The organism is Streptomyces sp. NPDC057253 (assembly GCF_042669125.1).
Lineage (GTDB): Bacteria > Actinomycetota > Actinomycetes > Streptomycetales > Streptomycetaceae > Streptomyces.
Genome location: NZ_JBHUXV010000004.1, coordinates 24,033 through 37,553, shown reverse-complemented (window position 1 = coordinate 37,553; position 13,521 = coordinate 24,033). Strand labels below are relative to the sequence as shown.

Sequence of the window (13,521 nt, the reverse complement as noted above, 5' to 3'; positions counted from 1 at the left end):
GTGCGGTCGCTGCTACGCGCCCCCGTCGTGCGACCGCGACATTGAGGTCTCCATTCGTAAGCGGGTCCATGACGGCGTGCCACTCGGATGACCCACGGGTGTGAGTGCCGCACCCGGCGAGCCTAGGGAGGCCGGAAGCGGGAATCCGTCAGACAGTGCGCCGTCGGGCGCCCCGAGGAGGAGGTCGGCCCGTGGATTCGACCACAGCACTGATCGTCGTCGTCGCGGTGCTCGCGGCGCTGGCGCTGGCGGTGGCCGTGGGACTGCTGGTACGGCTCGTCAGAACCCGGCGCGGGCTGCGCCGGGCCGGACTTCCCACCGGGCCCCGCTGGGTCTTCTGGGGCGCGCTGCTGTACTTCGTGCTGCCCACCGATCTGGTGCCGGACCCGGTGTACCTCGACGACATCGGCGTCCTGCTGCTCGCGCTGCGCACCTTGCGCGGTTCTCCCGCCGACCGGGCCGCCCTGCGGCTCGGCGAGGGAGACCGTGAGGCCCCGCGCCGACCGTGATTACGCAGCGTAACGAAACCAATCACTCGTTCGATTCGTATAAGTCTCTGGGGACCGAAGCAAGTCGGTGACCCGGCGGCGTCGTGGGGAGACGGCCGTCCGCTAGAGGCAGTACCGGCGAGGGAGAGACGATGCAACCGTTCGCGCTCAACTACGCACGTCCGGCAGCGGCGTTGGAGGCGACCACTCCGTACGTCTACGACACCGGACGGCAGTTGAACGTGCTCATGGACGGGCGGGTCGCGGCCCGCGACCACGCGCTGATGCGAGAGCTGGGGACCACCACCTCCACGGCGGGCTCCAAGACTCACTTCGACGACTGAACACAGGTCGACGACTGATGACCGTGTTGATTCTGACCTGCGAAGAGGATGTGACGGCCGACATGGTCGTGGTGCACCTCAACGCCACGGGGGTTCCGGTGGTCCGGCTCGATCCGGCCGATCTCACCGACGGGGTAGCGCTGTCCGGCGAGTACGTGCACGGCCGCTTCCGCGGCCATCTGTCGGCCGGCGGACGCCTGGTGGGCATCTCCGGGCTGCGCTCGATCTGGGTCCGCCGCCCGGGCACCCCCGCGGCGCGGGCCGCCGCGCCCTCGGACTGGCTGACCGAGGAGTCCGACCAGGCGCTGTACGGGATGCTCAGGGGCAGTGACGCCCGCTGGATGAACCATCCCGACGCGGCCCGCCGGGCCCGGTACAAGCCCTGGCAGCTACGGCTCGCCCAGCGCTGCGCCCTGCCCGTGCCGGCCACGATCGTGACGACGTTCCCGCAGGCCGCCCGGGAGTTCGCCGAGCGCTATCCCGATCTGGTGGTCAAGCCGGTCTCCGGCGCGCATCCGCAGGATCCGCCGCGGGCGGTGCCGACCAGCCGGGTCGATCCGGACACCGACTTCGCGGCCGTCGCGTACGGTCCCACCCTGCTCCAGCGGCGGGTGGCCAAGCGGGCCGACATCCGCCTGACCGTCGTGGGGGAGACGATGCTGGCCGCCCGGAAGGCCACCGGGCCGGACGACGAGGTGGACGTCCGGTTCGCCTCGCCCACCTCTTCCTGGGAGCCCGTGGACGTCCCGCCCCGGGTGGCGGCGGCCGTCCGGGACTATCTGAAGGCGGCCGAACTGGCGTACGGCGCCTTCGACTTCGCCGAGGACGGGGACGGGACCTGGTGGTTCCTGGAGTGCAACCAGTCGGGGCAGTTCGGCTTCGTGGAGGTGGAGACCGGTCAGCCCATCGCGCGCAGCATCGCCGCATGGCTGTCCCGGCCGGGTCCCGAGGAGCGCGCCTCCGCCAACGGGGCCGGTTCGGTGGTCAACTGAGGCCGGGTCAGTACGGCTGGGTCGGCAGGCCCAGGTCGGCGGGACCGGGTCAGTACGGCTGGGTCGGCAGGGCCGCTTCAGTAGGGCCGGGGTGCGGCCGGCGGGAGGGCGGGCACCCAGCCCTGGCCGGGCGAGGCGGGACGCTCGGGGGCGGCGGGCGGGGCCATGAGGGACTGGTACGGCCGCATGACGTACTCCAGTTCCCTGCGTACGCGCTCGGCCTCCCTGCGGGTCAGAGCGGGGACGTCGCCGCGCTCGGCGACGAGTCGGTCGTAGATGGGGGAATCCTGGAACACCCGTCAACGCGCCTTTCGTTTCGCGGCCCACGCGCGTGGGCACGACTGTCGAGTCTAGGCGCCCCCACGCACCGACGTGCGAATTCCGCCGTCGGGCTTGACGGTCCGAGGGCCCTCATGCCCCGGTGGTGGACCCCGGCCGCACGATCATCAGAACGGTCACGGTCGCCCACAGCAGGTTGAAGACCCCGGTGAACATGGCGAGTTGGACGGTGGCGCGGCGTTCGACGCTCCCCTGTCCGGTGAGTTCCTCGAGGAGTTCGCTCTGCCGTGGCAGGACGAAGGCCGCGAGCACACCGGCGGCCGCCGCGGTCAGGGCCATGGACGCGGTCAGCCACGCGTCGCCGAGGACGCCCATCGCGGCCCCGGTGGCGACGCCCAGGACCGGGACGGCGATGCCGACACCGGCGTAGGCGCGGCAGATGCGGTGCAGCAGACGGACCGTGCCGACCCCGGTCTCCTCCTCGTGGGCCCGGCGGGCCGCGGGCGGGAACATGCTGGACGCGACGGTCACCGGTCCGACGGCGACGATGGCGGCGAGCACGTGCAGGGTCAGCAGGAACTTGGTCATGTGCGGGGTGTCCTTCTCCGGTGCGATCGGCGGTGCCCGCCCACCCTAGGAACCCGCGGGACGATCACCCAGCGGCAGAAACGACAGCTTCCAACGGATTCCCGCCAACACCGCTGACAGGATGTTCAGCCCGCACAGCCCGGTGTACGGCCTTGGCGGGAATCCGCCTATCGTGGCGGCCATGCATTCCGTGGCGATCCTGGCTCTCGACGACGTGGTCCCCTTCGACATGGCCGCGCCCATGCAGGTGTTCGACTGGACGCGGCTGCCCGACGGCCGCCCCGGCTACCGGGTCCGGCTGTGCGCCGAGTCGCCGGAGGTCCGCGCGGACGGGGGTTTCGCCCTGCGGGTCGAGCACGGGCTCGACGCCCTCACCGAGGCGGACACGATCATCGTGCCGGGCCGCTCCCCCGTGGCCGGACCGCCCTCCCCGCGCGTCCTGGCCGCACTGCGGGACGCGGCGGCGGCCGGGACCCGGATCGCGTCCGTGTGCGTGGGCGCGTTCGTGCTGGCCGAGGCCGGACTCCTGGACGGACTGCGGGCCACCACCCACTGGGTGGCCGCCGACGAACTCGCGCAGCGCCACCCCGCCGTCGACGTGCAGCCCGACGTGCTGTACGTCGACAACGGGCAGATCCTCACCTCGGCCGGCGCGGCCGCGGCCCTCGACATGTGTCTGCACATGATCCGCCGGGACCTGGGCTCGGCCGTCGCCGCGCACGCCGCCCGGATGTCGGTGATGCCGCTGGAACGGGAGGGCGGACAGGCGCAGTTCATCGTGTACGACCATCCGCCGGTGCCCCGGGGTTCGACGCTGGAGCCGCTGCTGGAGTGGGTCGAGGACAACCTGGCCCACGAGATCACCCTGGGCGCGATGGCGGCCCGGTCGGGAATGAGCGAGCGCACCTTCAGCCGCCGCTTCCGCGAGCAGACGGGCAGTACGCCCCTGCAGTGGCTGCTGCGGGCCCGGGTGCGGCGCGCCCAGTACCTGCTGGAGAACACCTCGCACCCGGTCGAACGGATCGCGCGGCAGGCGGGGTTCGGCTCCCCCACGGCGTTCCGCGAGCGGTTCCGCCGGGTGGTGGGGACCACGCCGCAGGCCTACCGCGCGGCCTTCCACGCGAAGGACGCGGTCCCGGCGGCGGCGCTGTCCTGACCGCCCGCCGGGTCCGGCGTCGTCGGCCCGCGTCCTGCTCGGGCCCCTGTCCTCTCAGACGGCCAGCGGCAGGCCGCTCTCCCCTTCGGGGTCCGCACCTCCCACGGCGGGCAGCAGGGCGTCCGCCCTGGCAACCGCCTCACCGACGTCGGTGGTGCCCATCATCACGCACAGTGTGTAGCTGACGTCGGCCAGCTCACGGGCCGTCGCCGGCCTCTCCCGCTCCGCCTGCGCGATCCTCAGCGACGCGTAGCGGGTCAGCAGCGTTCTGACGGCCTTCGGGTCCGGCACGAGCACGTAGTGCCCCTCTCTCGATTTTTCGCTGCGTATGCCCCGTCTGTCCTGGCCCAATCCCATCCGCCGCCGCCCGGCACGCAATTGGCGCAATACCGCGCGACCGCACCCGCTTCCCCGAGGGGTCGCAAACCGTTGAACAAGGGGCATCCCTCGCACCATGAACGGTATACGCCCATGAACCGCTCCGCAGGACTCCTCAGTGCCCTCTACCTCGCCACGACCACGGGACTCGTCTGGACAGCGGCCGTCACCCTGCGCGACGGGCCGCCGTGGGCCGCGTGTCTGTTCGCGGCGGCGAGCCTGGTGCCGGTGATCGCCGTCGTGCGGGAGTGCGTGATCTGCGACCAGCGGCGGGCATTGGCCGAGATGCGAAGGCGCGCGGCCGCTCAGGGCGGGCCGGGCGCGGGGGCCGCCGACGACATCGTCCGCGCCGAGCTCGACACCGCGTGCTGCGAACGCTGGTGGACGAGCTGCGGCACCGACCACGACTCGACCTGCCCGCGCCGGGTGCCCCGCAGCAGCGCCGCGTGACACCCGGCGGGCGGGTGGTTCAGGCGAGCTGTCCGGCGTGCAGCGCGGTGTAGGCGCCGCCGCGGCGCAGAAGTTCCTCGTGCGTGCCGGTCTCCAGGATCCGCCCCTCCCCCATGACGACGATCCGGTCGGCGCCGCGTACGGTCGACAGCCGGTGGGCGACGACGAAGGTGGTACGGCCGTGCAGCAGGCGGGCGAGTGCCTGCTGGACCAGCGCCTCGGAGCGGGTGTCCAGGGCCGAGGTCGCCTCGTCGAGCACCAGGACCCGCGGGTCGCGGATCAGGGCCCGGGCGATGGCCAGGCGCTGGCGCTGCCCGCCGGACAGCCGGGCGCCGCGCTCGCCGACCAGGGTGTCCAGGCCCCGCGGCAGCCGCTCGACGAACTCCAGCGCGTTGGCGTCGCGCAGGGCGGCCCGCACGGTCTCCTCGTCGGCGTCGTCCATGCCGTAGGCCACGTTCTCCCGGACGGTGCCGTCGAAGAGGATGGACTCCTGCGGTACGACGGACAGGAAACGCCGGTAGGTGCGCAGGTCGAGGGTGCTCATGTCGGTGCCGTCGAGCAGCAGCCGGCCCGCGGTGGGCCGGATGAAGCCGATGACGAGGTTGAGGACGGTGGACTTGCCCGCGCCGGACGCGCCGACCAGGGCGATGGTCTCGCCGGGGGTGACGGAGAGGGTGAAGTCCCGTACGGCGGGCCGTCCGTGGTCGTACGCGTGCTCCACGCCCTGGAACTCGACGGCCCCGCGCACCGATTCGACCCGGGCCTTGCCCTCGTTGTCCTCCCGCTCGGGCGCCTGGAGCAGCTCGCCGACGGAACGGACGGATTCCAGGCCCTTGGTGATGACCGGGGCGAGCCCGGCCAGCGTGGTCGTGGAGTTGGTGAGGGTGGTCAGGAAGGCGCTGAGCATGACGACGTCGCCTGCGGTGACGCCCCAGACGCCGTAGTACGACACCAGGGCCGCCGTGGCCAGGACGAGCACGCCGACCACGTTGAGGACGACCCAGGCCAGCGAGCCGAAGCGGCCGTTGACCAGGTCGAGGCGGTTGCCTGAGGTGAGCAGGCGGCGCAGGGTGCCGTCCATGCGGCGCAGCGCCTTGTTCTCCAGGCCGTGGGCGCGGGTGACCGGGATGAGGCGGGTCATCTCGGTGACCCGTGAGGAGAGGGTCTCGACCTCGTGCCGGAAGTGCTCGTTGTGGGTGCGCAGCCGGGCCCGCAGACGGGCGACCACGAGGGCGGCGGCGGGCACGACGACGAGGAAGACGGGCAGGAACTCCGGTGTCCGTACGGCGATGATGACCAGTCCGCCGATCAGCACGGTGATCGCGCCGAGGCCGGTCTCCGCGGTCTGCTGGACCATCTGCTCGACGGTCTCCACGTCCCGCACCACCTTGGCCTGGAGCACTCCGGCGCTGACGCGTGAGTGGTAGCCGATGGACAGCTGCTGCATGCGGGTGCACAGGGCGGAGCGCAGGGCGGTTCCCATGCGGCGGACGCTGCCGTACAGGAGGCGGACGTAGAGGACGTGCAGGGGGTAGTTGATCAGCAGGATGAACAGGATGACGCCGACGCTGGTCCAGAGCCGGGAGACCGGCTGGTGCTGGACGACGGTGTCGATGATGGACGCGGTGATCAGGGGCAGCAGCCAGATCGGGCTGTGCTTGACGGTGAAGACCACGACGGCCGCGGCCAGTCGGCGGCGGTCGGCGCGGAACAGGTAGGCGAGTGTGCGTATCGGGTGTTCGCCCCGATAGCGGTGGTCGAGCGGTCTCTCCAGCGACGATGCCATCGTCGGCGGTCCTCCCCGGTGGCAGATGTGGGGGCAAGCGCTTTCTCCCCCTCGTCGACCAGGGATACACCAGCCGGCCGAGCGGCCTCCTACTCGTCCAGAGTGCGGGCGAGTTCCGTGGTGGCGTGGGCGATCTCGGTGTCGTCGTCGGCCAGCAGAGTGCTGAGGGCGCCGCTCTTGGCGCGCACGGCCTGGCGGGCCTGGCGCTCCCAGACCACCGGGTTCTCGCGGTGGTTGAGCAGCTTGGGGTAGACGGCCGCCGTGCTCTCCCACTGACGGGCCCCGGCGATGCTCCTGAGCAGGTGGATGATCTCGGCCCGGCAGGTCACCTGGGGCAGTTGGGCGAGCTCCCACAGGAAGGGGACCGTGGCGGCGGTGGCCTGCTCGACGACGAAGCCGAACTGGCAGATCCGCCGGCGCAGATCGCCGAGCGCGGCGCTGGCGGTGTCGGGATCGCCCCAGGCGACGCTGTTCAGGAGGAGCGGGATGGCAGCCGCATTGCCGGTGGAGTCCTGGATCTCGCCCCAGGGGACCCGGCTCAGCGCCGTGAGGGGCGTGGTGCGCGCCACCCCGGCGGTGGCGGGGCTGCTGGTGCGCTCGTGGCTCGGCTGGTCCGGAGCGGTGCGCATGGCGTGAGACCTTTCGGCGGCGGTCATGTCAGGGAGGAGGGGCGGTCGACAGCTTGGCCCAGACGGTCTTGCCGGCCGGAGGCCGCGAGGTCCAGCCCCACTCCTCCGCCAGGGCGTCGACGATGTACAGCCCACGGCCGTGCTCGCGCAGGGCGCGGTCGTCGGTGGGCGTGTACGCGGGTGGTTCGTCCCCGGGGTCGGAGACGGTGACCAACAGGTGGGTGGGGTCCAGGGACAACCCCAGCCACACCTCGGCCGCGCCGTCCGCCGCGGGCCGGAGCACCGCGTGGGCCACGGCGTTGGCCGCGAGTTCGGTGATCACGAGGGCGGCGTCGTCGCTGCGGTGGCCCATGGACCAGCTGCCGAGGGTCTCGCGGGTGAAGGCACGGGCCCGGGCGAACCCCTCGCCGCTGCAGGCGATGAGCAACGCGGCGGAGACCAGGGGCCCGCGCGAGGGCGGGCGTCTCGCGCCGACGGGATCCGGGCGCCGCGGGGACTCACCGGCCGTGCCCGCGTCACCCGCCTCCGGCACAGCCTGGCTCGGCGGCCGGAGCACATGTTTCGCAGGTGATGACACGGCATCTCCCTGATGCGACGTCAAGGCGGGGCGCAACCGCGGGGGTTGACGCTGGAGCTATTATCCACGCTGAAGGCGCCCGCGTGCAATTGCACGAGAAATTGCGCGAAGGGCGGGTGGGGCCACGGAGGTTGTGGATGTGCGCCCCCTCCGGTCCGGGCGGCCGGGCGCGTGCGCCCGGCACCGAACGTGAACAGCAAGGAGACAGCAGTGCCACCAGTGCAGAACGGAGTGCGGGCGAGCTCGCTCGACGCCCGCTGGGTCAAGAGCCGACACAGCAACGCCGAGGGCAACTGCGTCGAAGTGGCCTCACTGGTCGACGGTGGTGTCGCGGTGCGCAACTCCCGCTATCCCGACGGTCCCGCGCTGGTCTACACACCGGCCGAGGTCGCGGCGTTCGTCGCCGGCGCGAAGGACGGTGAGTTCGACCACCTGCTGTGAGCTGCGGGCGGGGGTGCGGTGGCACCGGCCTCAACTCCCGTGCGGCGACCGGCTTCTACGGAATGATGCGATACGGCCACGCTGCGTGCGATAGTGTGAGTCGTCTCTGTGCCGGTTTACTGGGAGTCAGGATGTCTGCCGCGTCCCACCGCATCTCCCGCCTGGAACCGTACCTGGACCGGTCCGAACCGGCTCCCACGCTGCTGAAGATGCTGGTCGGCGTCCAGTTGGCGGGTTTCCGGGAGGATGCCGGGCTCGCCCAGGACCAGGCGGCGCGCGCCCTCGGGTTCAGCCCCGCCAAGCTGTCCCGGATCGAGTCGGGCAAGGGCCGCAGGCCCCCGTCGGAGAGCGACGTCCGCGCCCTGCTCGAGCTGTACGGCACCGAGGACTACGAGTCCGCGGTGCTCCTCAAGCTGCTCCAGCGGGCCGGTGAGCCGGGCTGGTGGCAGCGGTACGACAAGCGCCTGATGCCGGAGTGGTTCGACCGCCTGGTGGGACTCCAGGAGGCGGCCGCGGCCATTCGTACCTTCGAGATCCAGTACGTCCCCGGACTGCTCCAGACTCCCGACTACACCCGTGCGGTGGTGGAGCGGGGCCTGCCGACCGCGCCCGCGAGCGAGGTGAACCGGCGCGTCGAACTGCGCACCCGGCGCGCGGAGTTGCTGCTGCGCCCGGAGGCCCCTCAGCTGTGGGCGGTGATCGACGAGTCCGTGCTGCTGCGGGTGCTGGGCAGCCGGGAGGTCATGCGGGACCAGCTCGCGCACCTCGTCACGATGGCCCAGCGGCCCAACGTGACCTTGCAGATCATCCCGCTGGACGTGACGAACGCCTCCGCACCGGCCATCCCGATCACCTATCTGCGCTTCGGCGGCCTCGACCTGCCGGACGTCGTCTACCTGGAGCACATCAAGAGCGCCAACTTCCTGGAGGACCGGGACGAGACGGAGGAGTACCGCCTCGCCCTGGACCGCCTGGCGGACGACGCGCTCGAACCCAGGGAGTCGCTGGAGCGGCTGCGCGAGACGATGAAGCAGCGTTACGGCGGCTGACGCCCCGCCTCAGCTCTCGCGCCCGAACAGGGCCGCCCAGAGGAAGGGTTCGCCGAAACGGGCGGACCCGGGCGGCTCGTCGTGCATGCGCCGCAGTTCGAGCTCGGTGAGGTCGCGGAAGATCCGGCGCAGGGAGTCCGCGCTGTAGGCGAGGCCGCCGTCGAGCCGGCCCTGCCGGTACAACTCCTCGTCGGACAGCTCCGATCCCACGGCCCCGTCGGCGAAGCAGACGAGACCGAAGCGGCCGCCGGGTGCCAGGTGCCGCTGAAGGAGCGCGAGGTAGCTGATGCGCCGGTGCGGTGGCAGGTGGTGGAAGCACCCGGAGTCGTAGATCAGGTCGTAGCCGGCGCGCAGTTCGGTGTCCGCCAGGTGGAAGGCGTCGCCGCACAGGAAGCGGACTTCGCCGGGCGTCTCCCCCGCACGCTCGCGGGCCCAGGCGATCGCCGCGGGTGAGAGGTCCACGGCGTCCACCTCGAAGCCGAGCGAGGCGAGATACACCGCGTTGCGGCCGGGACCGCAGCCCAGATCGAGGGCACGACCGGGGGCGACGAGGCCGCGGTCGAGGTACGACACCAGGTTCTCGTCCGGCGCGGCCGCGAAGAAGGGCACCGGCTTGGACCGGTCGGCGTAGAAACCGTCCCACCAGGAACCGGCGTTCGCCGTCCAGCGGTCGGCCCGGGGAGGGAACAGGGTGTCGAGGAGGTGGAGTACGTCCTCGGTGGTGCGGATGGTGCGGTCCATGCCCGTCCCTTCCCGGTGTGTCCTGTCTCCCGGATCCCGGCGCCCGAGGACTCCGATCGCCCTGTCGCCGACACACGTGCGCCCCTGGCGCCGGGCCTTCGCGGCCGGGCCAAGGGCGGTCGGTGCACGGATCAGACCAGTCGGCCGACTCCGCCGAACTCGATCCACTCGTGGGTGAGCTGGCGGGGGGTCACCTCGGTGTCGGGGCGCCAGGTGGAGACCTCCACGAGGCCCGGCTCCAGGATCTCCAGGCCGTCGAACCACTCGGCGACGTCCTTCTCCTCACGCACCCGGCCCCAGTGTCCCTGGGTCGCCTTGTCCATGAAGTCGGTGACGAAAGCGCGGACTTCGGGGTCCTCGCTGACCAGCTGGCACATCACCATGAAGCTGCCCGGCGCCAGCCGCTCACGCACCCGGCGCGCCAGGGCGGCGGGGCCGTCGGTGTCGCTGTCGGGGATGCAGTGCATGACCGAGTTGAACAGCACGGCCACCGGCTGCGAGAAGTCGATCAGCCGCTGGGTGTCCTCGTGCGCGAAGATCGCGTCGGTCTCCCGCATGTCCGCGTGGATGACGGCGGTGCGCTCGTCCTGCTCCAGCAGCGCCCGGCCGTGCACCAGGACCATCGGGTCGTTGTCGACGTAGACCACGTGCGTGGTGGGGTCGATGCGCTGGGCGACCTGGTGGACGTTGTCCTGGGTGGGCAGGCCGGAGCCGTGGTCCAGGAACTGCCGGATGCCGTACTCGGCCGACAGGGTCCGCACCACCCGCTGGAGGAAACGCCGGTTGTTCACGGCGAGCCTGCGGGTGCTGGGGACGACCTTGTCGAGTTCCTCGCAGGCGGCGCGGTCGGCCGCGTAGTTGTCCTTGCCGCCCAGATAATGGTCGTACATGCGCGCGGCCGTGGGTACGGAGGCGTCGATCGAGGTGGACAGCTTCTTACCGGTGCTCATCTTTCCCCCAGCTATTGCCGCCAACTGGCCTGGCAGGGCAGGGAGTCCATCCTAGAGACACCTCGATCGCCGGTGCCAGTCCGCCCCCGGTCAAAGGCCACCGACGAGCGAAGTGGCGGACCGACGGACGGCACCGGCGAGGGGCCCGGAGGGTGGGATTCAGGCGGCGTCCAGCTCCGCGAGTTCGTCCGCGTCGAGCACGAGGTCGGTGGCGGCGAGTGAGTCGCGGATGGTCTCGGGACGGCTCGAACCCGGGATCGGCACGACGACCGGCGACTTGGCCAGCATCCAGGCCAGGCAGACGCGCTGCGGGCTCACCCCGTGCTTCTCGGCGATCCGCGCGAACGGGGCGTGCGCCGAGCCCAGTTCACCCGCACGCGAGATACCGCCGAGCGGGCTCCAGGGCAGGAAGGCGATGCCGAGTTCGTCGCACAGGCGCAGCTCCGGCTCGCTGGAGCGGAAGGCCGGCGAGAACTGGTTCTGCACGGAGACCAGTCGGCCGCCGAGGACCTCGCCCGCCAGCCGGATCTGGTCCGGGTTCGCGTTGGAGACGCCCGCCATGAGGATCTTGCCCTCGTCGAGGAGGTCGCGCACGGCGCCGACGGACTCCTCGTAGGGGACCCGGGGGTCGGGGCGGTGGAACTGGTACAGCCCGATCGCCTCCACCCCGAGCCGCTTCAGGGACGCCTCGCAGGCCTCCTTGAGGTGGCGGGGGCTGCCGTCGAGGGTCCAGCTGCCGTCGCCGGGGCGCAGGTGGCCGCCCTTGGTGGCGACGAGGACGTCACCGCCCCGCTCGTGGGAGGCGAGCGCCTTGGCTATCAGGGTTTCGTTGTGTCCGACCTCGTCGGCGTCGCGGTGGTAGGCGTCGGCGGTGTCGATGAGGGTCACGCCCGCGTCGAGCGCGGCGTGGACGGTGGCGATGGAGCGTTCCTCGTCCGGCCGTCCCTCGATGGACATGGGCATCGCGCCCAGGCCGATCGCGCTGACGTCGACCTCACCGATGCGGCGGGTGTGCATGGTCCGGGACCTCTTTCGGCTGTCGGGCGGAACCGAGCTCGTTCCAGAGTGGCCGCCTCCCGAGCCGAAGGTCCAATAGAAGAATGAGAACGCATTCAGCGACCGGAGAACTGAATCGCGGTGGTTGCGCGACGGCAGTCCGCGTGTGACACCCTCACCTCGACCACCCGGTTCCGCCGGGACCGGTCGAGGCGAGATTCGGCAGTGGCGAGAGAGGCGGCGGCATGCGTATCGGACTGCTCGGAACCGGTCCCTGGGCCCGGATGGCCCACGCCCCCGCGCTCAGCGCGCACCCGGAACTGGACTTCGCCGGGGTGTGGGGCCGCCGCCCGGACGCCGCCAAGGACCTGGCCGACGAGCACGGCACGCGCGCGTACGACGACGTGGACGCGCTCCTCGCCGACGTGGACGCCGTCGCCGTGGCCCTGCCGCCGGACGTGCAGGCGGATCTCGCCGCGCGGGCCGCGCGGGCGGGGCGCCATCTGCTGCTGGACAAGCCTCTGGCCACGACGGTCGAGCAGGGCCGGGCGGTGGTGGACGCCGTCCGGGAGACCGGGGTCGCCTCGGTGGTGTTCTTCACCTCCCGGTTCCTGGCCGAGATCGAGGCGTGGATCGGTGAACAGGCGGGTGTGGAAGGCTGGTTCACGGGCCGGGCCGAGTGGCTGGGATCGGTGTTCACCAGCGAGAGCCCGTTCGCGGACTCGCCGTGGCGGCGGGAGAAGGGCGCGCTGTGGGACGTGGGTCCGCACGCCCTGTCGGTGCTGCTGCCGGTCCTGGGCGAGGTAAGTGCCGTAGCCGCGGCCGCGCACGGTCCCGGGGACACCGTCCACTTGGTGCTGCGGCACACCGGCGGCGCGTCGAGCACCCTGACGCTGAGCCTCACGGCTCCGCCCGGGGCCGCGGGAGCGGGCGTGGAGCTGCGCGGTGCGAGCGGGGTGGTCCGCGCCCCGGAGTCCTCCGAGGGCGTCGGACCCGCCATGATCCGCGCCGCCGACGCCCTGCTCACCGCGGCCCGCACCGGCCGCCCCCACCCCTGCGACGCCGCGTTCGCCCTGCGCGTCACGGAGATCCTGACGGAGGCGGAGGCTCTGCTGGAGCGCTAGGACTCGGACGCGGCGAGCGGTGCCCGGTTCCGCGACCGCGCCGGCGGTTGCACGGATCAGCGAGCCCCGGCGCGTCTTCCTCGTCGGCCCGACCAGCGCCCAGGTGTCGGATCACCCTCCCGTCCCGGCCTCGTCGAACGGCTCGTCGCTCCACCGGAACCACGCCCGGTCGCCCTCGATGTGCAGCAGGAACTCGGGGACCGGGCCGTCCGGTGCGAGCAGGGAGACGCGGCGCGCTATCTCGTCGTAGGTCTCCTCCCACTCCTCCCACCGGTCTTCGTCGTCCGGTTCCATCAGGGCGAGTTCGCGGGCGAACAGCTCCCGCACGGTCTCGAACGCGGGGCCGGGGGTGAACCGGCCCGAGAGCCAGGGGAAGTCGACGTCGTCGATCAGGATCTCCCCGACCCGCTCGTCACCGCTGCGCACCCGCCACACCCCGCCGTCGAACCCCACGGCCGCCCCCTGTCCCACCGACGATCAACCCTGCTAGCAGCATGGCACCCGGCACCGACAACGTCGCGGGACGTCTGCCGGTGCCGGGCGGTGGCTCAGG

The 13,521-nt window shown here is 71.9% G+C and carries 18 protein-coding genes; 8 read left to right on the top strand and 10 right to left on the bottom strand.

Annotation, left to right across the window (positions count from 1 at the left end):
- Positions 1-191 precede the first annotated feature (191 nt).
- The 3 genes from ACFULQ_RS03265 to tgmB all read left to right on the top strand — a co-directional run bounded on the left by ACFULQ_RS03265 (position 192) and on the right by tgmB (position 1,824).
- Positions 192-509, top strand: coding sequence for a YkvA family protein (locus tag ACFULQ_RS03265; RefSeq protein WP_383537420.1), 318 nt, complete (start codon positions 192-194; stop codon positions 507-509).
- A 131-nt stretch (positions 510-640) separates the two neighbouring features.
- Entirely contained in the window at positions 641-832 is a 192-nt protein-coding gene (gene tgmA / locus ACFULQ_RS03260; RefSeq protein WP_383537417.1) for a putative ATP-grasp-modified RiPP, read from the top strand.
- Positions 833-849: 17 nt separating this feature from the next.
- Entirely contained in the window at positions 850-1,824 is a 975-nt protein-coding gene (gene tgmB, locus ACFULQ_RS03255; protein ID WP_383537414.1) for an ATP-grasp ribosomal peptide maturase, read from the top strand.
- A gap of 77 nt (positions 1,825-1,901) precedes the next feature.
- On the opposite strand, the gene ACFULQ_RS03250 is transcribed toward tgmB, so the two are convergent.
- Both ACFULQ_RS03250 and ACFULQ_RS03245 read right to left on the bottom strand, forming a co-directional pair.
- Entirely contained in the window at positions 1,902-2,120 is a 219-nt protein-coding gene (locus ACFULQ_RS03250; RefSeq protein WP_383537412.1) for a hypothetical protein, read from the bottom strand.
- Between the two features lie 115 nt (positions 2,121-2,235).
- The gene (locus ACFULQ_RS03245) at positions 2,236-2,691 is read right to left on the bottom strand and encodes a hypothetical protein (protein WP_383537410.1); all 456 of its coding nucleotides are present in this window, start codon (positions 2,689-2,691) and stop codon (positions 2,236-2,238) included.
- Between the two features lie 181 nt (positions 2,692-2,872).
- Between ACFULQ_RS03245 and ACFULQ_RS03240 the strand changes: the two genes are divergently transcribed.
- Positions 2,873-3,847 (top strand): GlxA family transcriptional regulator, encoded by a 975-nt coding sequence (locus ACFULQ_RS03240; protein ID WP_383537407.1) that lies wholly within the window; start codon positions 2,873-2,875, stop codon positions 3,845-3,847.
- A 54-nt stretch (positions 3,848-3,901) separates the two neighbouring features.
- Here the strand turns inward: ACFULQ_RS03240 and ACFULQ_RS03235 are convergent, their stop codons facing one another.
- Positions 3,902-4,144: a DUF5133 domain-containing protein gene (locus tag ACFULQ_RS03235; protein ID WP_383537405.1), complete on the bottom strand. Its 243-nt coding sequence runs from the start codon at positions 4,142-4,144 to the stop codon at positions 3,902-3,904.
- A gap of 174 nt (positions 4,145-4,318) precedes the next feature.
- Between ACFULQ_RS03235 and ACFULQ_RS03230 the strand changes: the two genes are divergently transcribed.
- Positions 4,319-4,675: a hypothetical protein gene (locus ACFULQ_RS03230; RefSeq protein WP_383537404.1), complete on the top strand. Its 357-nt coding sequence runs from the start codon at positions 4,319-4,321 to the stop codon at positions 4,673-4,675.
- Between the two features lie 19 nt (positions 4,676-4,694).
- Here ACFULQ_RS03230 and ACFULQ_RS03225 read toward each other — a convergent pair whose 3' ends face one another.
- From ACFULQ_RS03225 to ACFULQ_RS03215, 3 genes are all read right to left on the bottom strand, one after another.
- On the bottom strand, positions 4,695-6,461 hold the full coding sequence (locus tag ACFULQ_RS03225) for an ABC transporter ATP-binding protein (protein ID WP_383537401.1): 1,767 nt from the start codon (positions 6,459-6,461) through the stop codon (positions 4,695-4,697).
- Between the two features lie 89 nt (positions 6,462-6,550).
- Positions 6,551-7,090 (bottom strand): hypothetical protein, encoded by a 540-nt coding sequence (locus ACFULQ_RS03220; protein ID WP_383537399.1) that lies wholly within the window; start codon positions 7,088-7,090, stop codon positions 6,551-6,553.
- Between the two features lie 28 nt (positions 7,091-7,118).
- On the bottom strand, positions 7,119-7,667 hold the full coding sequence (locus ACFULQ_RS03215) for an ATP-binding protein (RefSeq protein WP_383537396.1): 549 nt from the start codon (positions 7,665-7,667) through the stop codon (positions 7,119-7,121).
- A gap of 210 nt (positions 7,668-7,877) precedes the next feature.
- Here ACFULQ_RS03215 and ACFULQ_RS03210 point away from each other — a divergent pair, with 210 nt between their 5' ends.
- Positions 7,878-8,108, top strand: a complete 231-nt coding sequence (locus tag ACFULQ_RS03210) for a DUF397 domain-containing protein (protein ID WP_123765701.1) — start codon at positions 7,878-7,880, stop codon at positions 8,106-8,108.
- Between the two features lie 131 nt (positions 8,109-8,239).
- On the top strand, positions 8,240-9,157 hold the full coding sequence (locus ACFULQ_RS03205; protein ID WP_383537394.1) for a helix-turn-helix domain-containing protein: 918 nt from the start codon (positions 8,240-8,242) through the stop codon (positions 9,155-9,157).
- A 9-nt stretch (positions 9,158-9,166) separates the two neighbouring features.
- On the opposite strand, the gene ACFULQ_RS03200 is transcribed toward ACFULQ_RS03205, so the two are convergent.
- From ACFULQ_RS03200 to ACFULQ_RS03190, 3 genes are all read right to left on the bottom strand, one after another.
- Positions 9,167-9,898, bottom strand: a complete 732-nt coding sequence (locus ACFULQ_RS03200) for a class I SAM-dependent methyltransferase (RefSeq protein ID WP_383537392.1) — start codon at positions 9,896-9,898, stop codon at positions 9,167-9,169.
- A 131-nt stretch (positions 9,899-10,029) separates the two neighbouring features.
- Positions 10,030-10,848, bottom strand: a complete 819-nt coding sequence (locus tag ACFULQ_RS03195) for an SAM-dependent methyltransferase (RefSeq protein ID WP_383537390.1) — start codon at positions 10,846-10,848, stop codon at positions 10,030-10,032.
- Between the two features lie 159 nt (positions 10,849-11,007).
- Complete coding sequence (locus ACFULQ_RS03190) at positions 11,008-11,865, bottom strand: aldo/keto reductase (protein WP_383537387.1); 858 nt, start codon at positions 11,863-11,865, stop codon at positions 11,008-11,010.
- 224 nt (positions 11,866-12,089) lie between these two features.
- Here ACFULQ_RS03190 and ACFULQ_RS03185 point away from each other — a divergent pair, with 224 nt between their 5' ends.
- Positions 12,090-12,968, top strand: a complete 879-nt coding sequence (locus tag ACFULQ_RS03185; protein WP_383537384.1) for a Gfo/Idh/MocA family protein — start codon at positions 12,090-12,092, stop codon at positions 12,966-12,968.
- A 111-nt stretch (positions 12,969-13,079) separates the two neighbouring features.
- On the opposite strand, the gene ACFULQ_RS03180 is transcribed toward ACFULQ_RS03185, so the two are convergent.
- Positions 13,080-13,421: a hypothetical protein gene (locus ACFULQ_RS03180; protein WP_383537382.1), complete on the bottom strand. Its 342-nt coding sequence runs from the start codon at positions 13,419-13,421 to the stop codon at positions 13,080-13,082.
- Positions 13,422-13,521 lie beyond the last annotated feature (100 nt).

Excerpts from the sequence above, each read along its gene's own strand:
- ACFULQ_RS03205 (WP_383537394.1), top strand. The coding sequence starts at position 8,240 with ATGTCTGCCGCGTCCCACCGCATCTCCCGCCTGGAACCGTACCTGGAC.
- ACFULQ_RS03195 (WP_383537390.1), bottom strand. The coding sequence starts at position 10,848 with ATGAGCACCGGTAAGAAGCTGTCCACCTCGATCGACGCCTCCGTACCC.
- tgmA (WP_383537417.1), top strand. The coding sequence starts at position 641 with ATGCAACCGTTCGCGCTCAACTACGCACGTCCGGCAGCGGCGTTGGAG.
- ACFULQ_RS03220 (WP_383537399.1), bottom strand. The coding sequence starts at position 7,090 with ATGCGCACCGCTCCGGACCAGCCGAGCCACGAGCGCACCAGCAGCCCC.
- ACFULQ_RS03225 (WP_383537401.1), bottom strand. The coding sequence starts at position 6,461 with ATGGCATCGTCGCTGGAGAGACCGCTCGACCACCGCTATCGGGGCGAA.
- ACFULQ_RS03190 (WP_383537387.1), bottom strand. The coding sequence starts at position 11,865 with ATGCACACCCGCCGCATCGGTGAGGTCGACGTCAGCGCGATCGGCCTG.
- ACFULQ_RS03185 (WP_383537384.1), top strand. The coding sequence starts at position 12,090 with ATGCGTATCGGACTGCTCGGAACCGGTCCCTGGGCCCGGATGGCCCAC.
- tgmB (WP_383537414.1), top strand. The coding sequence starts at position 850 with ATGACCGTGTTGATTCTGACCTGCGAAGAGGATGTGACGGCCGACATG.
- ACFULQ_RS03245 (WP_383537410.1), bottom strand. The coding sequence starts at position 2,691 with ATGACCAAGTTCCTGCTGACCCTGCACGTGCTCGCCGCCATCGTCGCC.
- ACFULQ_RS03240 (WP_383537407.1), top strand. The coding sequence starts at position 2,873 with ATGCATTCCGTGGCGATCCTGGCTCTCGACGACGTGGTCCCCTTCGAC.
- ACFULQ_RS03230 (WP_383537404.1), top strand. The coding sequence starts at position 4,319 with ATGAACCGCTCCGCAGGACTCCTCAGTGCCCTCTACCTCGCCACGACC.
- ACFULQ_RS03200 (WP_383537392.1), bottom strand. The coding sequence starts at position 9,898 with ATGGACCGCACCATCCGCACCACCGAGGACGTACTCCACCTCCTCGAC.